At 46.8% G+C, this 23,747-nt stretch carries 18 protein-coding genes; 7 read left to right on the forward strand and 11 right to left on the reverse strand.

Annotated features, from left to right (window positions below):
* Nucleotides 1–119: 119 nt before the first annotated feature.
* The 6 genes from QUB20_RS17250 to QUB20_RS17275 all read right to left on the reverse strand — a co-directional run bounded on the left by QUB20_RS17250 (nt 120) and on the right by QUB20_RS17275 (nt 11,107).
* Nucleotides 120–1,994, reverse strand: coding sequence for an adenylate/guanylate cyclase domain-containing protein (locus QUB20_RS17250; protein WP_333247623.1), 1,875 nt, complete (start codon nt 1,992–1,994; stop codon nt 120–122).
* 159 nt (nt 1,995–2,153) lie between these two features.
* Nucleotides 2,154–5,462, reverse strand: coding sequence for a PAS domain S-box protein (locus QUB20_RS17255; RefSeq protein WP_333247621.1), 3,309 nt, complete (start codon nt 5,460–5,462; stop codon nt 2,154–2,156).
* 377 nt (nt 5,463–5,839) lie between these two features.
* Nucleotides 5,840–9,091, reverse strand: a complete 3,252-nt coding sequence (locus QUB20_RS17260; protein ID WP_333247619.1) for an AAA family ATPase — start codon at nt 9,089–9,091, stop codon at nt 5,840–5,842.
* 64 nt (nt 9,092–9,155) lie between these two features.
* Nucleotides 9,156–9,497, reverse strand: a complete 342-nt coding sequence (locus QUB20_RS17265; RefSeq protein ID WP_333247616.1) for a type II toxin-antitoxin system PemK/MazF family toxin — start codon at nt 9,495–9,497, stop codon at nt 9,156–9,158.
* The gene (locus tag QUB20_RS17270) at nt 9,490–9,765 is read right to left on the reverse strand and encodes a hypothetical protein (RefSeq protein WP_333236574.1); all 276 of its coding nucleotides are present in this window, start codon (nt 9,763–9,765) and stop codon (nt 9,490–9,492) included. The genes QUB20_RS17265 and QUB20_RS17270 overlap by 8 nt, the downstream gene beginning before the upstream one ends.
* A 232-nt stretch (nt 9,766–9,997) precedes the next feature.
* On the reverse strand, nt 9,998–11,107 hold the full coding sequence (locus tag QUB20_RS17275; protein WP_333236578.1) for a hypothetical protein: 1,110 nt from the start codon (nt 11,105–11,107) through the stop codon (nt 9,998–10,000).
* A 658-nt stretch (nt 11,108–11,765) separates the two neighbouring features.
* On the opposite strand from QUB20_RS17275, the gene QUB20_RS17280 reads away from it, so the two are divergent.
* The gene (locus QUB20_RS17280) at nt 11,766–12,302 is read left to right on the forward strand and encodes a cyclic nucleotide-binding domain-containing protein (protein ID WP_333247612.1); all 537 of its coding nucleotides are present in this window, start codon (nt 11,766–11,768) and stop codon (nt 12,300–12,302) included.
* A gap of 167 nt (nt 12,303–12,469) precedes the next feature.
* Here QUB20_RS17280 and QUB20_RS17285 read toward each other — a convergent pair whose 3' ends face one another.
* The 3 genes from QUB20_RS17285 to QUB20_RS17295 form a co-directional block, all read right to left on the reverse strand.
* Complete coding sequence (locus tag QUB20_RS17285; protein ID WP_333247610.1) at nt 12,470–12,883, reverse strand: hypothetical protein; 414 nt, start codon at nt 12,881–12,883, stop codon at nt 12,470–12,472.
* Nucleotides 12,884–13,012: 129 nt separating this feature from the next.
* Nucleotides 13,013–13,873: an FAD-binding domain-containing protein gene (locus tag QUB20_RS17290; RefSeq protein WP_333247608.1), complete on the reverse strand. Its 861-nt coding sequence runs from the start codon at nt 13,871–13,873 to the stop codon at nt 13,013–13,015.
* A 20-nt stretch (nt 13,874–13,893) separates the two neighbouring features.
* Nucleotides 13,894–14,049 (reverse strand): hypothetical protein, encoded by a 156-nt coding sequence (locus tag QUB20_RS17295; RefSeq protein WP_333291518.1) that lies wholly within the window; start codon nt 14,047–14,049, stop codon nt 13,894–13,896.
* Between the two features lie 148 nt (nt 14,050–14,197).
* Here QUB20_RS17295 and ribD point away from each other — a divergent pair, with 148 nt between their 5' ends.
* The 5 genes from ribD to QUB20_RS17320 all read left to right on the forward strand — a co-directional run bounded on the left by ribD (nt 14,198) and on the right by QUB20_RS17320 (nt 19,715).
* Nucleotides 14,198–15,373: a bifunctional diaminohydroxyphosphoribosylaminopyrimidine deaminase/5-amino-6-(5-phosphoribosylamino)uracil reductase RibD gene (gene ribD, locus QUB20_RS17300; RefSeq protein WP_333247604.1), complete on the forward strand. Its 1,176-nt coding sequence runs from the start codon at nt 14,198–14,200 to the stop codon at nt 15,371–15,373.
* Between the two features lie 52 nt (nt 15,374–15,425).
* The gene (locus QUB20_RS17305; RefSeq protein WP_333247602.1) at nt 15,426–16,037 is read left to right on the forward strand and encodes a hypothetical protein; all 612 of its coding nucleotides are present in this window, start codon (nt 15,426–15,428) and stop codon (nt 16,035–16,037) included.
* A 95-nt stretch (nt 16,038–16,132) separates the two neighbouring features.
* Nucleotides 16,133–16,324, forward strand: a complete 192-nt coding sequence (locus QUB20_RS17310; protein ID WP_333247600.1) for a hypothetical protein — start codon at nt 16,133–16,135, stop codon at nt 16,322–16,324.
* Nucleotides 16,325–16,348: 24 nt separating this feature from the next.
* Nucleotides 16,349–18,229, forward strand: a complete 1,881-nt coding sequence (locus QUB20_RS17315; protein WP_333291520.1) for a RecQ family ATP-dependent DNA helicase — start codon at nt 16,349–16,351, stop codon at nt 18,227–18,229.
* Between the two features lie 4 nt (nt 18,230–18,233).
* Nucleotides 18,234–19,715 carry a DNA-processing protein DprA gene (locus QUB20_RS17320; protein ID WP_333247599.1) on the forward strand — a complete coding sequence of 494 codons (1,482 nt, stop codon included), beginning with the start codon at nt 18,234–18,236 and terminating at the stop codon, nt 19,713–19,715.
* Nucleotides 19,716–19,793: 78 nt separating this feature from the next.
* Here QUB20_RS17320 and QUB20_RS17325 read toward each other — a convergent pair whose 3' ends face one another.
* Nucleotides 19,794–20,708, reverse strand: a complete 915-nt coding sequence (locus QUB20_RS17325; RefSeq protein WP_333247597.1) for a PPC domain-containing protein — start codon at nt 20,706–20,708, stop codon at nt 19,794–19,796.
* A gap of 93 nt (nt 20,709–20,801) precedes the next feature.
* Here QUB20_RS17325 and QUB20_RS17330 point away from each other — a divergent pair, with 93 nt between their 5' ends.
* Entirely contained in the window at nt 20,802–22,505 is a 1,704-nt protein-coding gene (locus QUB20_RS17330; protein WP_333247595.1) for an NAD(P)/FAD-dependent oxidoreductase, read from the forward strand.
* A gap of 175 nt (nt 22,506–22,680) precedes the next feature.
* Here QUB20_RS17330 and QUB20_RS17335 read toward each other — a convergent pair.
* On the reverse strand, nt 22,681–23,747 hold a 1,067-nt coding region (locus QUB20_RS17335; protein ID WP_333247593.1), incomplete at its 5' end, for a transposase.

Genomic DNA, 23,747 nt, shown 5'->3' on the forward strand with positions numbered 1-23,747 from the left:
TTTTTCCTTTTTTTGGTGCAGGTGTGACAGAATACCTTGAGCTTACACTATTTTAGCTTGGCGATCGAAAGTCTTAGTCGATCGGGGAATCGGAGGCTTGTATCCGTTTTTGGGCTGAGTTAATAATCTTTTTTCCCAGTCAGTAAATAAGTAACCATGTATCCCTTGCCCTTAACTTGAATGGCGCCGCGCTTCTGAAAAGTATATTTATCTTTTAATCTCTCGTAGGTTTCGGCGGTGACTTGAATGCAGCCGGTAATCCCGTGGGATTCCATGCGCGAAGCAATATTTACTGTGTCGCCCCAGAGGTCGTAAATAAACTTTTTTAAGCCGATAACGCCTGCAACGACAGGCCCACTGCTAATCCCGATCCGAATGCTGAAAGGTTCCGAATGTTCTAAACTCAGCAGCCTAATTTCGTGTAGCATATCGATCGCCATGTTCGCAACTGCCTCGGCATGATCCTCTCTAGCCGTAGGCAAACCGCCGACAACCATGTAAGCGTCACCAATAGTCTTAATTTTCTCCAAACCGTGGCGATCGGCCAAGTGGTCAAAAGCCGAAAAAATATCGTTGAGCACTTCCACCACTGCCGTCGCTGAAATTCTCGACGAAAGCTCTGTAAACCCCACAATGTCGGCAAACATCACAGTTACTTCCGCAAAACTTTCGGCGATATTGTGTTCATTATCCTTCAAACGCAGGGCGATCGCTGCGGGCAAAACGTTCAGCAGCAGTTGCTCGGATTTAGCTTGTTCGAGTTCCAACTGTAGGTAAGCAGCCTGCAACTGTTCGGCTTGGCGAATTCTTTCTCCGGCTAGCTTTTCGATTTGGGCGGTGCGACTCAAAGATGTCAGCATATATGTCACCGGAATCAGAGTCCACAGCATCCCCATCGTCAGAGTTCCCCAAGAGCGCCAGTGCTTGCGAAGCCTGCGAATTTCCGGGGTTGCCGACACGTACATAGACCACTGGCGGCCGCTAATTTTTAGCCGCCTTCTGCAAGCTGTATAGTTCGGGCCTGGATTGTCAAGAATCGGGCAGTTTTGCATGAGGGATCGGTCAGCAGCGGCTGATACTGGAAGCACTTGTTGGCTCGCGGATTGGAACTGCACCGCAAATTGCTGAATTTGGCCCTCAGCAGGGAGATTTTTGAGAACCGGGTTGGCCGTTTGGGGTAACAGTGACGCTGCTTGTTGCTTGTCTGGAGCCTCGCTAACGAGATAAATATTGAGGTATTCGGTATTGCGTCCTTTTAAAGAGGTTTGGAAAATATCTTTGCCTCGAAATACGCCCAGAACAAATCCTTGTAGCAGTTGGCGACGGGATTCCAGGGTAGTCGGGTTACTGCTGTTTTCGTAAATCGGAACTATGGCCAAAAGACCTAGTTCCGGGGAATTGCCTTGAGTTAAGCCGATGTAGTTGGTGACAATCATTTCTCCTGTATCGCGTCCTCGATCGAGCGCGGCGCGGATTTCTGGGTGGGAGGCGAGGTCAAAGCCTAATGCTGTCTCGTTTCCGGCTGGTGGTTCGACGTAGAAAGCCGGGAAGTATTCGGAACGCTGGAGGGCCTTGCGGAGTTCTCCTCGCGGCCCGCGCTCTGTAATCTCGAAGCTGGGGTCGGTTTCGGTTCTAGCTTTGGTTTCGTAGCCCGGCCGCTCGTCCTGGGGGACGCGGGGGGCCCAAGCCAGGAGTTGCAGGCTAGGGTGGACGGATAGGGGACGGGCGACAAACCGGGCAAAAGAGGAACGCTCGACGGTGTTGAAGGCTTTCATGTAGTCGCTGAGGGCGAGAACAGTATCTAAGTCGGAGTTGAGCTGGCGTTCGATGCCGATCGAAATATCGTCAATGCGGCGGTGCATTTCGTAGTCGCGGCGCTTGTCTTCCCAGTCCCAAACCAAGGCGAATGTGAGAAGCGACAGTCCCACACCCAAACCCAGCGTCAACCCGGCTGGAATGTAGCGAGACCAGGATAAAGGTAGTTTTTTGAGCATAATTGCCTAGCGAATAAGGGCAGCAGATTAGCACACCGCTGAGTGCGATTTGTTCCGGTCTCTGAGTGCGGTTAATTCAAAACCCTGATAACTCAAGCACCGACGGCAATTGGGAGTTAAAAGTTAGATATTTAAACTTTTAGATTAATCGACGATCGCTCAGCAGGGGATTTCAATCCAGAATTCCGCTCCCTGTCCGGGCGCTGAGATGCACCGCAGGCTTCCCTTATGTTTTTCTACCACAATCTGATGGCTGATGGATAATCCTAGGCCGGTTCCAGCCCCTACGGGCTTGGTGGTGAAGAACGGGTCAAATAGCCGCTTGCGAACCTCTTCGCTCATTCCCGGCCCACTGTCGGCGATGCAAATTACAATGCGATCGCAATTACTGAGCTGGTTTTTACTGTGGCTTTTCAACCCAGCTTTTTTCATGAGGGTGCGAATCACGATCGTCCGAGGTTGCGGTTGGTTTTCTAGAGCGTCGATCGCGTTGCTGATAATATTGAGAAATACCTGGTTTAACTGACCCGCACAACAGTAAATCTTGGATATCTTTCCGTATTCTTTAATAATTTCAATCCCGCTTTTTATACTTGCCTGATGCAATCTGTGCTGCAAAATTAATAGTGTACTGTCAATCCCTTCATGAACGTCTACCAACTTCATTTCAGATTCATCCAGTCGCGAAAAATTCCGCAGCGACAACACAATTTTACTGATTCTTTCTACTCCTACTCTCATGGAATTTAGCATTTTTGGCAAATCTTCCTTCAGAAAATCTAACTCTAAGTCCTTAATTTTTTCAGCAATCTGAGGCCCAGGGGACGGGTAGCATTCCTGGTAGAGAGTTAACAGTTCAATTAAATCGTGAAAATAGTTGTAAGTATGAGAAATATTGCCGTTAATAAAAGTTGCCGGATTGTTAATTTCGTGGGCAATCCCAGCCACCATCTGACCAAGACTCGACATTTTTTCTGATTGAACTAATTGGATTTGAGCGTTTTGTAGTTGTTCGTAGGCTTCTTGCAATTGGGCGGCTTGTTTTCTTAATTGAGATTCGGAAGCTTGGAGTGCGGCGGCGGAAATTTTGCGATTGGTTATATTTTCAATCATCCCTAAGTTGTAAATAGGTTGTCCTTCACCGTCTCGAATCAAAGTAGCTGTCACGTTTACCCAAACAATTTTACCTGTAGCGGTAATCTGGCGGAGTTCGATTTGATAGTGAGTAATTTCTCCCCGATCGAGAGAATCAGCAACTTGGACATTTTTGGGATAATCGTCGGGATGCCCAAGTTCAATAAATGTTTTGGCTAGCAATTCTGCTGCGGTATATCCCAGCATTTCACAGTAAGTTTTATTGACTCTCACTAACTTGTTATCATCTAAATTAGCTAAGTAGATAGCGATGGGTGCATCTTCAAAAATTGTGCGAAATAGTTCCTCGCTAGCCCGGACTTTAGCTGTTAGCGAAAGCCGATCGGTGATGTCTTCAAAGGTAGACAAAATGCCGACAACATTGCCGGAATTGTCGTGTAAAGGTATTTTATTTGTATCCAGACAGCACTGGGTGCCGTCGGCTTGCATTTTAGATTCTATGATGTGATATTCTGGGGTGTTGGTTGCCATAATCCGGCGGTCGCAGGCTCGAAAAAATTCTGTTTCTTCCGGCTTCCAGGGCATATCGAAGTCGGTGAGACCGGCGATTTCACTGGGGTGATTGAAACCTGCGACTTTGGCAAAGTTTTTGTTGCCTCCCAAGTAAACTAAATCTCGATCTTTCCAGGCGATTAACTGAGGGATGTTGTTGATTACCGACCACAACATTTTTTTGGATGTTTGCAAGGCTTCCGTGCGTTCTAGAACGCGCTTTTCAAGTTCTTGATTGACTTGCAGTAGGGCGATTTTTGACTGGCCCAGGGCGATTTCTGCTAGCTTGCGATCGCTGATGTCGATTGTCACTCCCTCCCACAGTATATCACCCCCAGGCTGCATTTCGGGGCGGGCAATACCACGAATCCATTTCACTTTTCCCGATCCGGTTATGATCCGCCCTTCATATATCCAAGGTTTGAGAGTTTTGCCGGAAAGGGCGATTGATTCTAACAGATTTTTTAGGTCTTCTGGATGCACCCTTGCCCAAATTAAATCGGAGTTTTGTTGAACTTTTTCAGGATCTAATTCGTAGAGTTCCCAACAGCCGGAACTGAGATAAATGAATTCATTTGAACCGTCGGGATGCAGCAAGTATTGATAAATCATTCCCGGCACATTGGCGGCCATTTTTTGAAATCTGGCTTCGCTTTGCCGCAGTGCTGATTCTGCAAGTTTGCGATCGCTAATGTCAATCAACACGCCGTCCCAAATAATGTCACCTTTTTCGCCCGGTTCTGGCCGGGAAGCCCCGCTAACCCACTTAATCCGATCGCCCGGAAAAACAAATCTGCCTTCCCACCGCAAAGGCTCTAAAGTTTTAGCTGAGATAGCAACAGATTCATGGAAGCTTGGCGCATCGTCTTGATGAATCATTTCGAGCGCGGGAATAGCTGAGTTTTGCAGTACAAGAGGTTCTAATTCCCAGAGTTCGCGGCAGCCGGAACTGACGTAGGGGAATGACATAGTGCCGTCTGCTGCTAACTGAAATTGATAAATCATTCCCGGAACATTGGCGGCTAGTTTTTGAAACCTCGCTTCGCTTTGCCGTAGTGCTGTTTCTGCTTCTACGCGATCGGTAATATCGTAAAATGCCGATAAAATTGCGGCTTCGCCATTAAAATTAATCGCTCGCATCGACATTTTTACCCAAAAAAAACTGCCATTTCCTTTCTTGAGGCAGATTTCTTCGCGGTCGCTAAAGCCATTTTCTTGGACTAATTCTAGCAATTGAATGTGGTCATTGATATTAGCATAAATTTCAATTCTTTTGCCAAAAATTAGTTCTTCGTTACTCAAACCTAAACTTTCACCAAGAGCAGGATTTGCATACAAAATAATGCTGTCTTCTAGGCGCGTAATTAACAGGGGAACGGGAGTTGTACTGGCGATCACGCGCAATCTTTCTTCGCTTTCTTCCCTGGCAGTTTCGGCTGCTACTCTTTTGCTAATATCGTTCTGAACTCCGATAAAATGAGTTACTTTTCCCTCATTGTCTAGGATGGGGGAAACCATTAATTCGTTCCAAAAAGGAGTTTTGTCTTTGCGATAATTTTTGAGCACTACCTGAATTTCCGTTCCCGCTTCCAAGCTGCGGCGGAGTTTATTTAATTCTGCCTGATCGGTATCGGGGCCCTGCAAAAACCGGCAGTTGCGTCCAATAACTTCTTCGGCACTGTAACCGGTCAATTTCTCAAAAGCAGGATTGCAGTAGATAATAGGTGTGTCAGGCTTAGTAGCATCCGCGATGAGGATGCTGTTGCTCGAGGCTGCGATCGCCCGTTCTAGGAGAGACAGGTTGAAAGAGTCTGTTGTCATCTGTAGCAATATTCACGCTCCTGCGGAGCGGACAGAAGAATAAAAAATTATACACACCTTAAGCTATTCTTATTCTATAATCTTATTTTTAATTTAGCTTTGTGAACAAAGTCAGCAGCCCAAAAAAGTCGGCGATGGAGACGACTAATACCATTTTAGATGTTAGATTTGGGATTGGCAATGACTGATTCCATCATGGTTTGGATGATGGGTCTACAGTTGCCTTCTTTTGGAAAATTAGTATCACCGAAGGCATTAGGCACTTTTCCAGAAAACAGAAGGTAAAAATACCGAATGCCCAAAGAAAATAGAAGGTGAAAATACTGATATTTTTAACTTTTTTTCTTATCCTCCTTTTATCCGGTTCATCAACCCTTTTAAATTGACAAGCTAATGCAAGAACCCTGAGCAGTTTTGCTGACTTCAATCCTGGCTTGAAAAGCTTCTTTCAGGTGGGGCATATGGGTAACGGTGAGGATGCAGGCGAAGTCGGAGGCGATCGCATTAATTGCAGCAATCAGCCGATCGCACCCTTCAGCATCCTGAGTCCCGAACCCCTCATCAATAATCAACATTTGCAAAGCCGTACCCGCCCGCTGAGAAAGCAGTCTCGCCAGCGCCAGCCGAATCGCAAAATTAATCCGAAAAGCTTCACCGCCAGAGTAAGTTTCGTAGGCGCGAGTACCGCGAGCATCAGCAATTAAAATGTCTAAAGTGTCAATCAATTTAGTTGCTTTTTTAGAAGCAGCAGCCCGCTGAGTAATAAATTGAACGTGCAATTGATTGGCGCTCAATCTCGACAATATCTGATTAGTTTCAGCTTCGAGTTGAGGCAAAACATTTTCAATCATTAAAGCTTGAATGCCGTTTTTACCAAAGGCTTGACCCAGCTCTTGATAAACTCGCTGCTGGCGTTTGGCAACTTGCATTTGCTCTTTTTGAGCTACTAGCTGAACTTGCAGATTTTCCAGATTTTGCTGCTGCTGCTGAAGGCGTCCAAGACTTCCCAAATGTTGGTCTAGCTGCTGGCGGCGGCGACTGATTTGCTGTTCGATCGCACTTATGCGGGCTGTGGGATCGGGATGTTCTTGCAATTGCTGGTTCATCGCGGAAGTTTGAGCGCTGACAGCTTGCAAATCTTGATCGCGCACTGCGATGGAAGTTGCTATTTCATTAACGCGCTGCTGCACTTGTGGGTACTGCACAGTTGCCGAGCGCAATTTTTCGGCGCGGGCGATCCAAAACTGCGATCGGCGCATTTCGCTCCGCACGTGTTCGTGCTGTTCCAAATTATAGCTAATTTCCGCAATGTATCTATCTAAAGACAGAATTTGCTGCTGTATTTCCGAGCTATTTTTTTGCTGTTCTAACTGTTGCTGTACTGTGGCTAATTGAGTTTGCAAATCCGGGCGGCGGGCATTAATTTTATTCAGTTTCTGCTGAGCGTCTTTGATTTGAGCTTGCTTAATTTCCGCCCACCGCAAGCGCTTTTCATCGCTGCGGGCGAGGGAGTGGCTGCGATCGCTGTAATTGAGCTGTTGCAGTTGCTGTTCGATTTGCTGGAGTTCGCCCAAATCCTCCGCTGCATACTCGCCGGTGCGTAGCAACCGCTCTATTTCTGCCGCGTCTTGACGCATACTTTGCAGGCGATTTTCATCTTGACTCAGGCTATCTAATTGTGCTTGCAAATGACTGCGACGTTCCCGCAATTCTTGGTAGGGCGCTAATTCCTCTTCTAGTTCGCGGTATTCATGTCTGAGAACTTGAATTTCGCGCTCGGAGACGGCCAACTGTTCGCGCACAACCCACAGTTGATTCCAGATTTCCTGCTGTTGGGTATGGTGTTTTGTGACTACCAAATTCCAGTAGTGTTCGTCTAAAGGTCGATCGCACAAAGGACAATTGCCAAAATTTGTATCCCGCACCATTAAAGGCGAATTCGATGGCTCGTTTTCCGCAAAATTCGAGGCTTTACCTTCGCCTGCGGTTTTTTCTCCTTCATGTTTCCGCAGCAGTTGCAGTTTTTGGTCGATTTCAGCGAGTCTGGTTTGATAGTCGCGGCTTTTGGCTTGCAGGTTTCCGAGAAAGTCGTGCCTTTCTTGACCTTTTTCGCGGACTCGCTGCTGATAAACCCGCTTGTTTTCCAACTGCAAAATTTGATTGGCGATGGCGGAGATTTCCTCCTGTAATCGCGGTTGTCGCTGCTGCTGCTGAACTTGCACCTGTCGGTTGATTTCCTCTAAGCGGGCGGTTAAACCGGCGCGGGCGCGATCGAGCTTTTGTTGCTTTTGCTGCTGCTGTTGTAGCAGCGGCGAAACTTGCAGTTGCAGTTGCTCTAGTTCGTTGAGGCGCGATCGAACTGCTTGCAACTGTGCGAGTCCTTTGTCAACATCCGGCTGCTGTTTGAGAATTTCCAGAACATCTTTTTCATCCTGTTCTAAAACATCTAATTGAGCTTGCAACTGCTGAATTTTGCTTTGCAAAAAGCTCAGTTCTTGCCGCTGCTGTTCTTGCAATTGTTGACGCTGGTTTTGGGCTTGTTGGTTAGCTTTGAATTTACCAGCCAGAGTCTCTTCAGTGGCTTGCAAGCTGTGGAAATACGCAATCCCTTCTGTTATTTCATTTTCTTGAACTAGGAGGGCTTGTAGCTCATTTTGCTGCTGTTTGGCGGCGCTGAGTTCTTGCTGCAAGCGGCGGCATTCTTGAGTGATATTGTAGTGCTGTTGCTGGTGGCCGGCGAGGAGTTTTTGCCAAGTTTGACGGTTGTGGTGCTGGAGTTGCAGTTGCTGTAACTCGGTTGTGTCGGCTTGCTGCTGCTGCTGAAGCAAATCGGTTGCTTGCTGCAATTGAGTTTGTTCGGCGGCGATGGTCTCTTTTTGTTGCAGTTGCTCTTGTACGGTTAGCAAACTCTGTTTGAGTACATCGACTTGAGCTTTAAATTGTTTGGACGTATCTTTGGCTTGGTCGGATAAAGTGTCGTAGGAGTCGAGTTTGAGTAGGTTGGCTAAAACTTGCTTGCGTTCGATCGGCTTTTTGAGCATAAATTCATCAGCTCGCCCCTGCCGCAAATATGCCGAATTGATGAAAGTATCGTAATCTAGTTTGATGTGTTCGAGGATTTTTTGCTGAGTTGTTCTCAGACCTTTGTCTGTGAGCGTGCGAAAATTCACCCCCCCCGACCCCCCCTTACTAAGGGGGGGAGAAGAATTTACTTCTTCGGGTTCCTCTTTACCAAGGGAAGAATTCACTTCTTGTGGCCCCCCCTTACCAAGGGAAGAATTCACTTCTTGTGGCCCCCCCTTACCAAGGGGGGGGAAGGGGGGGTTTGTTGCTACTTGAAATTCCAAACTTCCCGATTGTCCGCGCCGGCGGTTGCGAATCACCCGGTAGATTTGGCCGCCGGTGGAGAAAGTGAAATCAACGCGCACATCAGTTTCGCCGATATGGATGATATCGTCTTCCGTATCGCTGCGACAACAGCCCCAAAGTGCCCAGGATATGGCTTCTAAGAGGGAGGATTTGCCAGCACCGTTAGGCCCGCAAATGCAAGCGGTGTGCAGGCCGCGAAAGTCTAAAGCAGCTTCGCGATAGCTGAGAAAATTTTTGAGTGTAAGTTGTATAGGAATCATTTAGGCCATCGCGCCATACAATCTATCTATAAATAACACTATTTGTACGCTGTTGCCTAGTTATTCAATCTAGATCCAGAACAATTGTCAGTGCTTCTGCAATTTCTTCCATAATTGTCTCGGACAGGGTTCCGAGTTGTCGGACAAATCTTTGTTGGGAAACGGAACGGACTTGAAAAGTATCGGTGGCGGAGAGTTTCGCCAAGCCATTTTCTGATGTCGGTTCGAGCTGCACCATCCAATCAAGCGGGGAAAAAAGATCGTTCCATGCTGTAATTGGAACAATTACTTTGAGCCGCAAATTTCCCACTTCATCATCGCTGACAACCACAACAGGTCTAGTTTTCCCAATTTCATCTCCCACCGTTGGATCTAGTCTGACAAGCCAAATTTCGCCCTTACGCATTAGTTTCTACCCCTGCGCTCAGGTATTCTTCCTCTGAATCGAAATAGGGTTCGCTGTCGGGCGACCACAAATCGTGCAGTGGCCCTCCTGGTTCATACAAAGGAACCGCTGCTTCTGCTGCGGCTCTGAGTCTCCGCTTTCTCTCAACTTTGCGCTGGGCTTTTTCTTCTATTTCTTCGCGCATCATCCGCGAAGCTGTTTCAATGATTTCTAGGCGTTCTTCTGCTGTCAGATTTTTGAGTGCTGCTAAGATTTCTGTTTTAGTCACGGTTTTTTCGGGTGGTTGGTGAGAAAGTGCGATCGCACCATCATTATATCTTTCACAAAAATCCCTATCGGCGCTCTGTGCTTATGACGCAACCTACATTACCGCTCTGTGCTTATGGCGCACCCTACATTGATCGCATAGGCAGATTTTCCATCATCAAAAAGGGTTGACTGTATTCCTACAGCCAACCCCGCGCTTATTTATTTGTCATGCGTTTGCTCAAACAGCAACACTACCGGGCAATATTCGGGAACGTATAGCCGACACCGACCAACAATCCCACTTCAGCTCCGTCTACAAAACCAATATTCAGTCCGGCTGTGGCTGTAAAATTTCTCGTCAGCGGCACATCTACACCCCCCGAAATCAGGAAGCCCAAAGTACCGTCATCCCCGGTAGAAATTATCACGCCAGCACCTGCATAAGGAGCAGCAGTAATCACAAAATCCTCGGTGACTTCGACGGTATTTTGAGATACAAAATCGAAGGTAACGGGAATTAGAAAAGCTAAGTCGTCCTGGAACAAAACAGTCGGTCTCACCGACAAATTGTTCGTCAAACCGATTTTGCTAATAATGGCAAATGAACCGTCGCCTAAAGCTGAATCTCCGCCAAAACCTAGATTGCCGCCAATGCCGATGTAGCTGGGCCCAGAACGGGTTGCTCGGCCTGGTCGGATTTGAGTTCCTTGAGCTACTTTTTCAGTTGCTTCGGAGACAGTTGCAGGTTTTTGGGCAACTTTCGGTTGGTTTGTCAGAGCTGAGGCGGAAGTGCTGACAGGATTGCTCAACAATTCTTGTGCTGTTTGGACTTCTTTTTCTTCCTTTGTTGCTGTTACTTCAAGATTATTGCTCTGGGCAACAATTGAGGTAGGTCGATCGCTCTTTTTGACAGTCTCGACTGTTGACTGCACTTTGACACCATTATCAGCAATTTTAGCGGTTTCTTCCGACTTTTGGGTCTCAGCAGCAATGGATGTATTTTGCGCTGTTTCTGTCTCAGCAATTTCAGATGTTGCTGCTTCCGATTTTTCGGGTGCAGCAATAGATACTTGCAAGTTGGCGGCAGGTTCAGAGGCTGCTGGCTCTGCCGCTTCTGTTAGTTCGCTCCAACTGATTGAATCAATTTTTTTATTACTAGCCGTTGTTTCTGCGTCGGGTTTAACTGCTGAAGTTGCCGCTGGCTCAGAAGTTTGGTCAATATTTTGAGCTGCGATTGTTGCAGTTGTAGCGACATCGGGCAAGTTGCCAGTTTCAGCTTTCGCTGACATGGTACTACAACAAACAGCTAAAGCTGCAAGATTTATTAACGCAAAAGTAGACTTGGAAAATAGACTATTCATAGCAACTCCTCAATGAAGGGTGTGTTAAAAGTGTAAGTGTTTGAGGGAGAACGTCGAGAGCTTTGGGAAAAAAAGACACAAATATGAGTTGTGTTGTTCCTAGATTGCCATTTTACCGTTGAATAGTCAACTCTCAAGCTGATTAGATTCAAGAACGGACGGTGGGTTTAGAGGCTAATTTTAATTTACAGATCGATCGGCAAAAAATCAATCCTAGGGATGATTTCATCCTTAATCCTGTTTAATTGAGGGGTCGATCGTTCGCCTCGCTTGCATCCTACAATACTTTACTTGGGGGCGCTGCACTCGCAGCCACGCCGGAAAAATCCGGTTTTTGAGGGCGCACCAGCTCTAAACCAAGAGACAACAAGCTTTTAAAACAGTTTGGGCAACCCCGCCGTCCCAAGCAAGTGCAGTTAATACAACGCGATCGGCTGCTGCAGGGTTCCTGACAAGTAATGTAGAATAATACCACCGATTGGAGAAAGATTTGTGGCTCGATCGTGTCAAAATTACTGAATATTATGAAAATTGTGTAAAATTTAGTGTTCTATTTGTAAAGTTTAGCCATCGCTTTCGCTCAGGGTCTGACCATCTCACAACAGCACGCAACTAAACAAGTAAAAAAATACAAATTATCTCATCTCAACCTGACTTTATGAGCAAAGTTCTAGTGATATTAGGCGAATTGAGCGATCGCGACATCGATTGGATGCTCGCCAACGGCACCCGCACCCAAGTCCTCCCCGGCACAACCCTGATCACCGAAGGTAAGCCCTTAGACGCCCTGTACATAGTTCTGGAGGGAACTTTGAGCGTTGCTGTATCATCTTTGGGCGACAAAGAAATTGGAAAAATTATTTCCGGGGAAGTGTTAGGCGAAATGTCTTTTGTAGACGGGAGGCTTCCTTCTGCTAGCGTCACGGCAATTGAAGAGTGCCTCATCCTGTCAATTCCCCGGCGACTGTTAACTGAAAAACTCGAGCAAGACGTGCTTTTTTCCCTGCGGTTTTATCGGGCGATTACCAAATTTCTGTCGTCGAGACTGCGGGGTACAGTCAAACGCTTCGGCGATGAGAGTGATTGTTTAATATATCAAGATCCCGGCGAGGACGGCATCCCGCAAAATGTCGAAAATCCCGATTTGGCGGCATCGAGATTTCAATGGCTGTTGGAGCGTTTGAAGGGGAGTTGAAGGAAGAAGGAAGTTCTGTAACGGATGTAACGGATGTAACGGATGTAACGGATGTAACGGATGTAACGGATTTCAGGAAGAAGGAAGAGGGAAGAAGGAAGAGGGAAGAAGAGAAAAGAACACCTCTTTTCAATTTCCAATTTCCAATTTCCAATTTCCAATTACAATTAGAAAACATATTTTTCAGCGACGCGCCAATAGCGAGAAAAACGCTTCAAATCAATGTAACCATCGTAGCGGACAAAGGGTTCCGGTGGCAAAACTTCTACTGGGTGCGATCGCTTAATTTCCCGGCAAATATCCTGAAACCGAGGACTGGGACTTTCGGTAGTTACCACTTGATTCGCGCCGGATTCGATCGCAAAAGCGATAACTTCCGCAGCCACATCGCCCCGCCGAATAACTACCGGCAACTCCAGCAAACATTCGTAAATAAACACCATTCGTTTGAGACTCAACTGCCATTCATCAATCAGCGCATCATCCCAAACCCAGATGGCCGGTGCCTCTGGGTGCGCTTGAAAAGCCGGGCCTTCAGGACTCAAGCAATCACCGTGCAGCCAAATAATCGGATTGTTCATAAATTAGTAATTGTTAACTGTTGACTGTTGACTGTTGACTGTTGACTGTTGACTGTTGACTGTTAACTGTTGATAACTAATGACTAATGACTAATGACTAATGACAACTGACAACTGACTACTGACATTTTAATTTCTGCGACCTTTTTTAGGCCGATCCCAACTTTTAGAACCGCCGCTACGATCGACCTTTTCTCCATTAGGAAACAACTGCCCTTCCAAATATTCGTAAGTTCCCTCAAAATCGCATTGCCCATACAGAGGACAATCGCGACAATAAACCGCCTTAGTGTAACGCTCCAAATTTTCCCGATTAAAAAAATAAGGTTTGTGACTAAAAGTGCTTGCTACCCACTGCCAAGAAAGATTATTGCTCGCCGGATCTCCATCTAGCAAATGTTGCAAAAACCAGCGAGCTCCGGCTTGCCAACGCACGCGGCGCCAGTGTACGAGATAAGCGGCAGTCCACATCCGCTGGTGATTGTGCAAATAACCAGTTTCTCGCAACTCGCGGCTGAAACTGTCGATGCAAACCAAACCAGTCGTGCCCTCGACGACATCCTGCGGCAGAGTTTCGCTGTAATCTTTAGCAGTGTAACCAGTTTTGTAGGGTTCCCGGTCTTGCCAAATTCCGTTGCCCAATTCGGCGTAGAGTCGCTGCCAATAATCCCGCCAACCCAACTCGTTGACAAGTTTCACAGCATCTTCTGGATGCCGCACCTTCTCCAGCACGGCATCCCGGACTTCGGCAAGACTCAAAACGCCGTAGCGCAAATAGGGCGACAAGCGCGTTACCGCACCGTTGAGGAAATTGCGGGTTGAGGCGTATTTGCCGGGGTCAATTTGTTGCAGGGCTGTCTCGGCTGCTTTCCGCCCGCCTAGGATCGGGGGTACGCTGCTGTCCCGGGCCCCGGCTTCGGGGAACTGTTGGCGCACGTAGGCAATTAATTCGTCGCGGCTGGCAAATTCCCGCTTCATGTCCTGACTCATTGTTTTTTCTCAAGCACCTGCTATTGTTTCTTAATGTTAAAGCTATGCGATCGGGCGTGCGGGGTCGATCGCCCTAAATTGCTTTTCACTCCTGGTAACTCACATCTTGCACCCTTGTCAGCAACAGGCTGTCCGGCCTGTTCCACAAAAGATAAATTTTCTTGGGGAACAGGCATCTTGCCTGTTCATAAAAGGCTAATTGAGAATGGTGCAATATCTCAGTGGTAACGTACAGTTTGCCCCAGCAGCAATTGATCGTCGGTTCGTAGCCAAAATTAGCATCAAAGTCAGTACACTCAGGGATAGATATCATAGCAAAATCTCATGGAAACTTTTCCGGCGCACGCTCAAGCGATCGCCAGCTTAGCTAACGGACAGCAGCAAGGTACAACACAACTGGAAAACAGCGAAATTCAAGAGTTCGATCGAGCCATGATGCGCCGCTGCATAGAATTGGCTCGCCGTGCTCTGGGCAAAACCGCACCCAACCCCCTTGTCGGTTCTGTAATTGTCCGAGACGGCAAGATTGTCGGCGAAGGGTTTCATCCCGGTGCCGGTCAACCTCACGCCGAAGTTTTTGCGCTCCGGGAAGCGGGGGAACTCGCCGAAGGAGCGACTGTCTACGTGAACCTGGAACCCTGCAACCACTACGGCCGGACTCCTCCCTGTTCCGAAGCTTTAGTTAAGGCCAAGGTGGCAAAAGTAGTGGCTGGCATGGTCGATCCGAATCCTTTGGTAGCTGGAACTGGGCTGGCCCGGTTGCGAGAGGCTGGCATTGAAGTGGTGGCGGGAGTGGAAGGGGAAGCTTGCCAGAAACTCAACGAGGCGTTTGTGCACCGGATTTTGCACCGCCGGCCTTTTGGAATTTTGAAATATGCAATGACTTTGGACGGTAAAATTGCTACCAGTAGCGGCCACAGCGCTTGGGTGACAGGCGAGGAGGCTCGGAGCGAGGTACACCGGGTGCGCGTCGGCTGCGATGCTGTGATTGTTGGGGGAAATACGGTGCGTCTGGACAATCCCCTACTGACGAGCCACCAGCCTGATAGGAATAATCCCCTGCGGGTGGTGATGAGCCGCACTTTGGATTTGCCGAAGTCGGCTTGGTTGTGGGAAACCTCTGTGGCGGCTACTTTGGTGCTGACTGAGCCTGGGGTTAACCCGGAATTTCAGGAATTTTTGATCGCCAAAGGGGTGGAAGTTGTGGAGCTCTCGCCTCTGACACCGACTAATGTTATGGCTTATTTGTACGATCGATCTTTTCTTTCTGTACTCTGGGAGTGCGGCGGCACTTTGGCCGCGAGGGCAATTGCTGAGGGTGCAGTTCAAAAAATTATGGCTTTTATTGCTCCTAAAATTGTCGGTGGTCAAGGAGCTCCAACTCCTGTGGGAGATTTGGGCTTTTCGGCAATGACTGATGCTTTGACTTTAGAGCGGGTTTCTTGGCGCACAGTGGGTGCAGATTGTGTGGTAGAAGGCTATTTAAAAATTAAAGATTGAAAGTTAAAAGCGAGTCTTTTGAGTTTTTGATTTTTAACTTTTAACTCCTTTTATGGTGGAAATTCTGATTTGGAGTTTGATGCTTGGCAGTCTCGGCTTGGAGGCTGCGCTTGTGGGTCTTTTGGTGAGCCACGAGCAATTGGATGCGGGGCAAAAATGCGATGAGGAGGAGGAAGTTTTGACTCGGTACGAATCTCAAGAGGATAATTTTAATGCGCCTGAAAATGCGCCATCCAAGGGCAATCCCAAATCAGAACCTAATGCTGTTGATTTGACGGTTTGGGAGTACAAGATTGTGCGGGCTAGCAACGATTTGTTCCGCAATCCTGCGATTTTTCACAAGCTTTGCGAGGAAGAGGCGGAAGTTGGCTGGATTTTGCTCGAAAAGCTAGACGACAGGCGGGTGCGGTTCAAACGTCCGATCGCGCTGCGGGACGCGCCGATGCCTAATTTACCAATGTTTGACCCTTACCGCACTCATTACGGCCCGATCTCGAATGCGATGACTTGGGCTATGGCGATCGTGTTTCTGAGTGCGATCGTCCTTCCTGCTGTTTTGGGCTATGCTTTGGTGTCTACTACTCTAAGCAGAAGTCGCTCTAATTGGCCTCCGGCACCTGTTCAATCTTTGCCCTCTCCCAGCGGGCCAGCAAGTACGAATTAAGACTTGGGTAGTTGGTGATATCATCTTAGTAATTAGTCCTGTTATTTTTAAAACTAAATTACAAGATGAGGAACTTTCACTAACAGGTTAACAATATGACAGTAGAATTAAGAAATAGGGCGCGAGCGCTTCTCCAGATAGCCCTCAACAACACACAAGCTGACTTTCGAGACGGCCAGTGGGAAGCGATCGCCTCGTTAATCGAAGAGCGATCGAAACTGCTGGTGGTACAGCGCACTGGTTGGGGTAAAAGCTTAGTCTATTTTTTAGCAACTTGGCTGCTGTGAGATAGAGAAGCCGGCCCCACAATCCTGATTTCACCTCTACTCGCTCTCATGCGAAACCAAATTGCCGCCGCCGATCGAATGGGCATTAAAGCATCAACAATTAACTCCAGCAATACAGACGAATGGCAACTCGTAAAAACTCAGTTGCTAGCAGGAGAAATAGATGTTCTCCTAATTTCCCCCGAAAGACTCGCCAATGAAGAATTTACCCAGGATATACTGTTACCAATTTCTCAGAATATTGGGTTATTTGTCGTCGATGAAGCCCACTGCATTTCCGACTGGGGACATGATTTTCGACCAGATTATCGCCGGATTGTCCGAATTTTGCAAGCTCTTCCTCAAAACATACCTGTTTTAGCCACAACCGCTACAGCTAACAACCGAGTTGTTAACGATATCGTCGAGCAATTAAGTTCAAATCTCCGCGTCATCAGAGGAAACTTAATTAGAGAAAGCTTGCAACTCCAAAATATCGCTCTGGGAAGTTCAGCAGCAAGAATGGCATGGTTAGCAGAACAGTTGCCCAACTTACCGGGAAGTGGAATCATTTACACCTTAACTATCAAAGATGCCGAACGGGTTGCTGACTGGTTAATAAGTCAAGGGATTGATGCTAAAACCTACCATAGCAATCTAGAAAATCTAGAGAGGCAAACCTTAGAAGACCAACTTCTCAACAGCGAAATTAAAGCCTTAGTTGCAACTACCGCTTTAGGAATGGGTTTTGACAAACCCGATTTAGGATTTGTCATTCATTACCAGCGTCCCGGTTCCGCCGTTCATTATTATCAACAAGTAGGGCGAGCGGGTAGAGCCGTAGAACAAGCCTATGGTATCCTTTTAAGCGGCGATGAAGATGACGAAATTACAAACTATTTTATCAGAACAGCTTTTCCTCCACAAGCCCATACGCAGGAAGTTTTAATGGCGCTTAACCAAGCCGATAATGGCTTATCTGTTCCCCAGTTAGAGCAAGAACTAAATTTTTCTAAAGGTAAAATTGAGAAAGTTTTAAAACTGCTATCCCTGGAATCACCAGCCCCGGTGATCAAGCAAAATTCCAAGTGGTATGCTACCCCTGTTAACTATCAGCCAGACAGTGATAAGATTGAACGTTTGACGCAAATTCGTCGCCAAGAACAAGACAAAATGCGAGAATACATGGGCGAAAAAAAACAATGCCTCATGGCTTTTCTTGCCAAAGAATTAGATGATCCCAATCCAACTAAGTGTGGCAAATGTGCTGTATGTTTAGGTGAATCTTTACTGCCAGAAACCCCTTCTCTGGAAATTGTAAATCAAGCAATTCAGTACCTACGGCGGTGCGATATAATTATCGAACCCCGCAAACAATGGCCTTCAAAAGCATTTCTAATTTACCGTTATTCGGGAAATATTCAACCTAATTTAAGAGCGGAAGGCGGAAGGGCGCTGTCTTTGTGGGGCGACGCAGGTTGGGGAGAATTAGTTAAACTGGGTAAGTATCGGGATAATAATTTTAATGATGTACTGGTTGAGGGGGCTTTTGAAATGATTCAGCGCTGGCAACCTCAACCATTTCCCACTTGGGTGACTTGCGTACCTTCTTTAAATCGTCCCGAGTTAGTACCAAATTTTGCTCAAAAGCTGGCTGATCGATTAAATTTGCCTTTTAAGCCAGTCATTCGGAAAATTAACCCAACACGACCTCAAAAAGAGATGAATAATAGTTATCAGCAAGCTCATAATTTGGATGGTGCATTTGCGATAGACACTTGGGAAGGAATAAAAGGAACAGTTTTCTTAGTTGACGATATGGTAGATTCCCGGTGGACTTTTACAGTCATTGCTGCACTTTTACGTCAACGTGGTAGCGGGTCAGTTTTTCCGCTAGCATTATCCCTCAACTCTCTCGCCGATTAGATATATGAATCATGTACTACCACCAGATACTCAAGCAATTTTACTCTTGTGCGCCAGCTTCGGGCAAAATCGGCAAACAGAACCGCAGCCTCTAACGCTTAGCGAATATAATTATTTGGCTGGTTGGCTGCGCGAAAATCAGATGCGCCCTGCGGATTTGCTAAGTCCAACTTGTTTAAACCTGTTACAATCCATTCCGGCAAGTAGGATTGACTTTAACAGAGTTTCGGCATTATTAGAACGAGGGGTAATGCTGAGTTTAGCTGTTGAAAAATGGACGAATCAAGGGCTGTGGATATTGGGAAGAAGCGACTCTCAATACCCCAAGCGCCTCAAGCAAATCTTGAAACATTTAGCACCAGCAATTCTCTATGGAATTGGCAACATAAAATTGCTAGGTCAGGGAGGATTAGCTATTGTCGGTTCTCGCGATGTTGATGAAGAAGGACTCGATCGCACTCAGAAAGTTGCACAGACTTGTGCCGAACAAGAAATGCAGGTAGTTTCCGGTGGCGCGCGCGGGGTAGATACGGCGGCAATGTTAAGCGCGCTGGAGGCGGGAGGAACGGCTGTTGGTGTGCTGGCTGACAGTTTGGCAGCTTCTGCTGTTGCTGGAAAATATCGCACTGGTATTAAAGAAGGCAGACTGACTTTAGTATCTGCTTGCGATCCGAATGCTAGTTTTAATGTTGGCAATGCGATGGGGCGAAATAAATATATTTATGCTTTAGCCGATCGCGCCCTTGTCATCAGTTGTTCAGTCGGTACGGGCGGTACTTGGGCGGGTGCGGTGGAAGCGCTAGAAAAGATCAAAGATATCCCGGTTTTTGTGCTAGATGATGCTGTGCCAGAAGGCAATAGGCAATTACTAAAGCGAGGAGCACAACCTTTGACATTTCCATTTATACCTGGGAGCTCAATAAGGGGAAAATTAAGGGAAATTTTGGAGGCTAAAGCATCAGAATTTGGAGCAATCGAAACTGCAAGAGAAACGGAGAGAAATCCACAAGAGCAAAGTGCGCTGTTAGAAATTGCAGCCCCAGTTACAGAAGTGGAAATAACAGGCTCATTAACATCAGAAATTGCAGCAGATCCAGTGCCGTTAAACTCGGAATCGACCATTGTATCTACAAAAACAGAAGTGGCAGTGCCAGCCTCGGAAGAAATAGATGTTGCATCTAATGGAACTTCGGAAGATGCGATTCCCTACGGGATAGCTTCGCCGCGCGTACACGAGAAAACACCAACAGTCCAATTTCCTCCAAAAGATATTTACGAAGCAGTTTTACCCTTGATTCTCAGTAATTTAGAGCAACCGTTAGATGATAAATCTCTTGCGGAACTTCTGGATGTTCAAATAGGGCAAATGCGGCTATGGTTAAAAAGAGCAGTGGCAGAAGGTAAGGCGATAAAAACTAAGAATCCCGTGGCTTATGTAGCCCATCAAAAAGCAGCTTTATTATCTTTGCTGGAGGAAGGTGCATAACCCACGGTGTCTCAGACTTCCGTGGGTAATTTCTGCAATTATCCCTCGAAAATTTAAAGTTTAAAATCGATTGACTTCTTAAATTTGGGGCGCTATTTCTGAGGGAGCAGATAGCAATCTCAAGTCATAATTTGTATCGCCTTGAAATTGAGAAACGCGGACAAAATAAGTCCCCGCAGGTAAAGGCCCATTGCTGACAATTGTTTCTGAAGCCGTGCCTAAATTGTTAGACGAAGCAATAATATCGTCTAATCCAACTGCGCCGTTGCCGTTGAGATCCTGAATTAATTCAACATCAACATCTGCACTCAAACCGTCAACAGTTACACTGAAAAGGCTGGGAGTATTGAGGATAAAACTGTAAATGTCGGCAGGTTCAGCCTCTCCCACAAAATCGCTCGCCGTTTGAATTTCTGTGAGAATGCCTAGGCTTTTTGCTGCGTTCAAATTGTCGGCGGGATCGGGGAGAGTGCTCAACAATCCTTCTTGTTGACCGAATTGAATGTAATGGTCGATCGCACTTTTAACTGCGCCGCTATTGACTGCTGCTGCTACCAGCGGATATTTTTCTAGATAAAAGCTGGGATCGAAGAAAATGCTGGCTTTGCGGTTTTCTAATTGACCGGCTTTGAAGTAGTGTTCAAATGGGGTAAATTGATTGGTTTGGACTGCAGTCAGCACGTCTGGGTTGCTTGTTAGATAAAAATTAACATCGAAGAATGGGTTGGGGTTGCGTAGTTCAAATTGACCGAATCTGATAAAGTGATCGGCCCCTGAAAAGCCATTGAGTTTGGCTGATACCGCTACATCTGTATTGGTGTCTAAATAATAGCTGGCGTCGAACAGGGCATTCGGGTCGCGATTTTCAAATTTGCCAATTTTTCGGTAGTGATCGAAGGGACTCGATACCGTGCCTCTGGCAACTGCTACGGCGACATCTGGGTTGTTTTCGAGATAAAATTTGCTGTCGAACAGTGTTCTGAGGGTTAGCATTATTAAAAAAATCTCTCTGGACTTTAGTCTGGAAATTGCACGATCGAGAATCCAGTTTACATCAAAGTTTTGTTTTGTGAGGATGTCTTAATTATGGCTAAATCTGCACTGATGGCAATGCTGCGCCGCGCTGCAAGCATTGCCCAGAAATCAAGGGAAACGGGCATTCCGGCTGATGAACTGCTGGGGATGCTGACAGATCGCATTCCTAATTCTGCCATATCTCGGCGCCGCTTGCTGCACGGGGGTTTAGCTGCTGCGGGGGCTGCCACTGCTGCGACTTTTACCAGGGATGGAGGGGGAGCTTTTGCTCAACAGGGTGGACGATCGCCGATTTTGGTTGTGGGTGCGGGAATTGCTGGTTTGACGGCGGCTTATCGCTTGCGCCAAGCGGGTGTGCGTGCCGATATAATCGAGGCAACGAACCGCGTGGGGGGGCGGATACGCACTATTCCCAAGGTGGCTGGAACGCTGATTCCGGCGGATTTGGGGGGAGAATTTATTGACACCGGCCACACTAATTTAATCTCGCTGGCGACGGAATTGGGTTTGCGGGCGATCGACTTAGCCCAAGTGCAGAGTGGATTGGTGAAGGATACTTTTTTCTTTCAAGGACGGCGCTTTTCTCTTGAGCAATTAATCGCGGAATTTGCGCCACTAGCGAGTAAAATTACTGCTGATTTGCAGGCGGTTGGCGATGAAATTAGCTATCTTGATTTTACGGAAGCAGCGGAAAGATTGGACAATCTTTCGATCGCTGAATATGTAGACCAAGCCGAGATTAGCACGATTGTCCGGCAGTTACTCCGCATTGCTTACACGACGGAATACGGTCGAGATCCCGAGGAGCAGTCGGCGTTAAATCTGCTGTTTTTAATCAGTTCTGAAGCGGGCAGTTTTGAATTGTACGGCGACAGCGATGAGCGCTATCAAATTGACGGCGGCAACAGTCAAATTATCAACCGTTTGGCGGGTCAATTGTCTGGTTCGATCGAGGCGGGGACGGTTTTGGAAGCGATTACTCTTTTGCCGGATGGCCGCTATCGGGTAAATTTGCGATCGGGACTAAGCGCGTTCGATCGCACTTACGAGCGAGTTTTGTTAACTTTACCGTTCAGCACTCTGCGAGACGTTAAAATTAACGTACCTTTGCCCCAACCAAAGCGCAGGGCGATCGAGCAATTGGGTTACGGTACTAATTCTAAGTTAATTACTGGCTACCGCAGCCGCATTTGGCGGGAACCTTATCGATCGACTGCTTCTGTTTATAGCGATTTAGGATTCCAGAATACCTGGGAAGCTACGCCTTTCGCTCCTACTCCTAACGGTTTAGTTACTAATTTTACAGGAGGAAAGCAGGGTTTGTCGATCGGTGCCGGAACTCCAGAAGACCAAGCACAAAGATTTTTGAACCAATTTGAAAGAGTTTTTCCCGGAGTGAGAAATTTGCGATCGGGCAAAGCTGTGCGAGCATATTGGCCGGGAGAACGCTTTTCTAAAGGTTCTTATTCCTGCTATTTAGTCGGACAGTGGACGCAAATGTACGGCGTTGAAGGCGAACGAGTTGGCAATTTATATTTTGCCGGAGAACACACTTCGCTGGAAAATCAAGGTTACATGGAAGGCGGTTGCGAAACTGGACAAAGGGCGGCTGTTGAAATCTTGCAAGATTTAGGTTTAATAGCTGCTGCTGATGCTGTGAATACTCGAACTGCGAGCAGTTTGAACAATCGCCGTCCCAGCCGGAAAATTCCCGGAGCGCGGAATCTTAGGAATAGAAAGCCTAGTATTAGATAATCTCGTCAGGTGTACATCTAATTATTGTTTGCCGTTGCTTATAGGCCGTGCATCTAATTCTTGTGGGGAGTAGGGGTTGGGCTTCTAGCCCGCCCAAAAATACAATTTAGATGCCCAACAGCTTAAAGCCATTTTACTGATTTTGACACTCCTCGCGCTGAAGCGACGAGGATTCTTAAGACCACAATTTCTGTCTTAAAGGTGCTGTCAATTCACCCCTACTGATTCCGCTTAGAGCGAGTCCAAGCATCACCGCTACTTTTCTACCAATATTTCCGCAGGCATTACAATCTGCATTAATTAGCCAGCCCTGTGCAGTTCGGTACAAGCCACGCTTAATTCGTTTGCCACTTGGAAGCCACCCTTCGGGTTTCTCGCCGATTGTAGGTAGCAAATCATTATCGACAAACGAAGCCTTCGACGAATAAGACTCCTCAGTCTCAACAAATCTCAGACCGTATTGCTCGCACAGTTGAGCAATCCTATCTTTCAATCTGCCCGTAGGGATTTGCACAAACTTTTGATTAGTTTTGCTTCCCATATTGGCAGAATTTTTTTGTCCTTTATTCCATCCGAATACAACCGTTCCTATTTGATTGTTTAAACAATGATTAATTACCTTCCGGGCTGCCTTGTTGACGGCATCTCTCATCTGACGATTTCGTTTCTCGGTTATACTGGCAAGTCTTTTAGACCAAAACCCGTTAGCTTTCCCATTCATCAGAAATGCAACTTGCTTGTTGTAACCTTGGTTGAGAGATTTTAAATGCTTACCATCGACAATAAAACTTGTACCAACGTTGCTCACACAAGTTAGCCAATTATCGATACCGTGGTCAATCATCAAGCATCTGGCAGGGTCTACATCTGATTGGACTTCAGTAGTTTTGTAGACAAATTCTAGGTAGAAGCAGCCGTTTCGAGGAAGAATGCGATATTCTCGAATCTCCTTGAAATCAAGATTAGAAGGCATAGGCAAGTAAAACGCATCTAAACCAAACCACGCTTTAACCTTACTGCCTAGGGGAAATCTCAACATTCCGTCTTTAAGCTTTACCGACCTGCCTGTAAACGTCACTACAGCCATTGGGCCTTGACGATATTTTGGTAATTTAGGGCGGTCTGCAATTACCCCATTCTTAAACGCATTCATTAGTCCCAGAAAGCAGAAGTGTTGAACGCTTATTGATAGGATTCTGAAAATAGACATACGAATCCTATAAAATGCTGATTTCAGCAATT

Origin of the sequence: Microcoleus sp. B4-C2 (assembly GCF_036705265.1) — a bacterium.
Lineage (GTDB): Bacteria > Cyanobacteriota > Cyanobacteriia > Cyanobacteriales > Microcoleaceae > Microcoleus.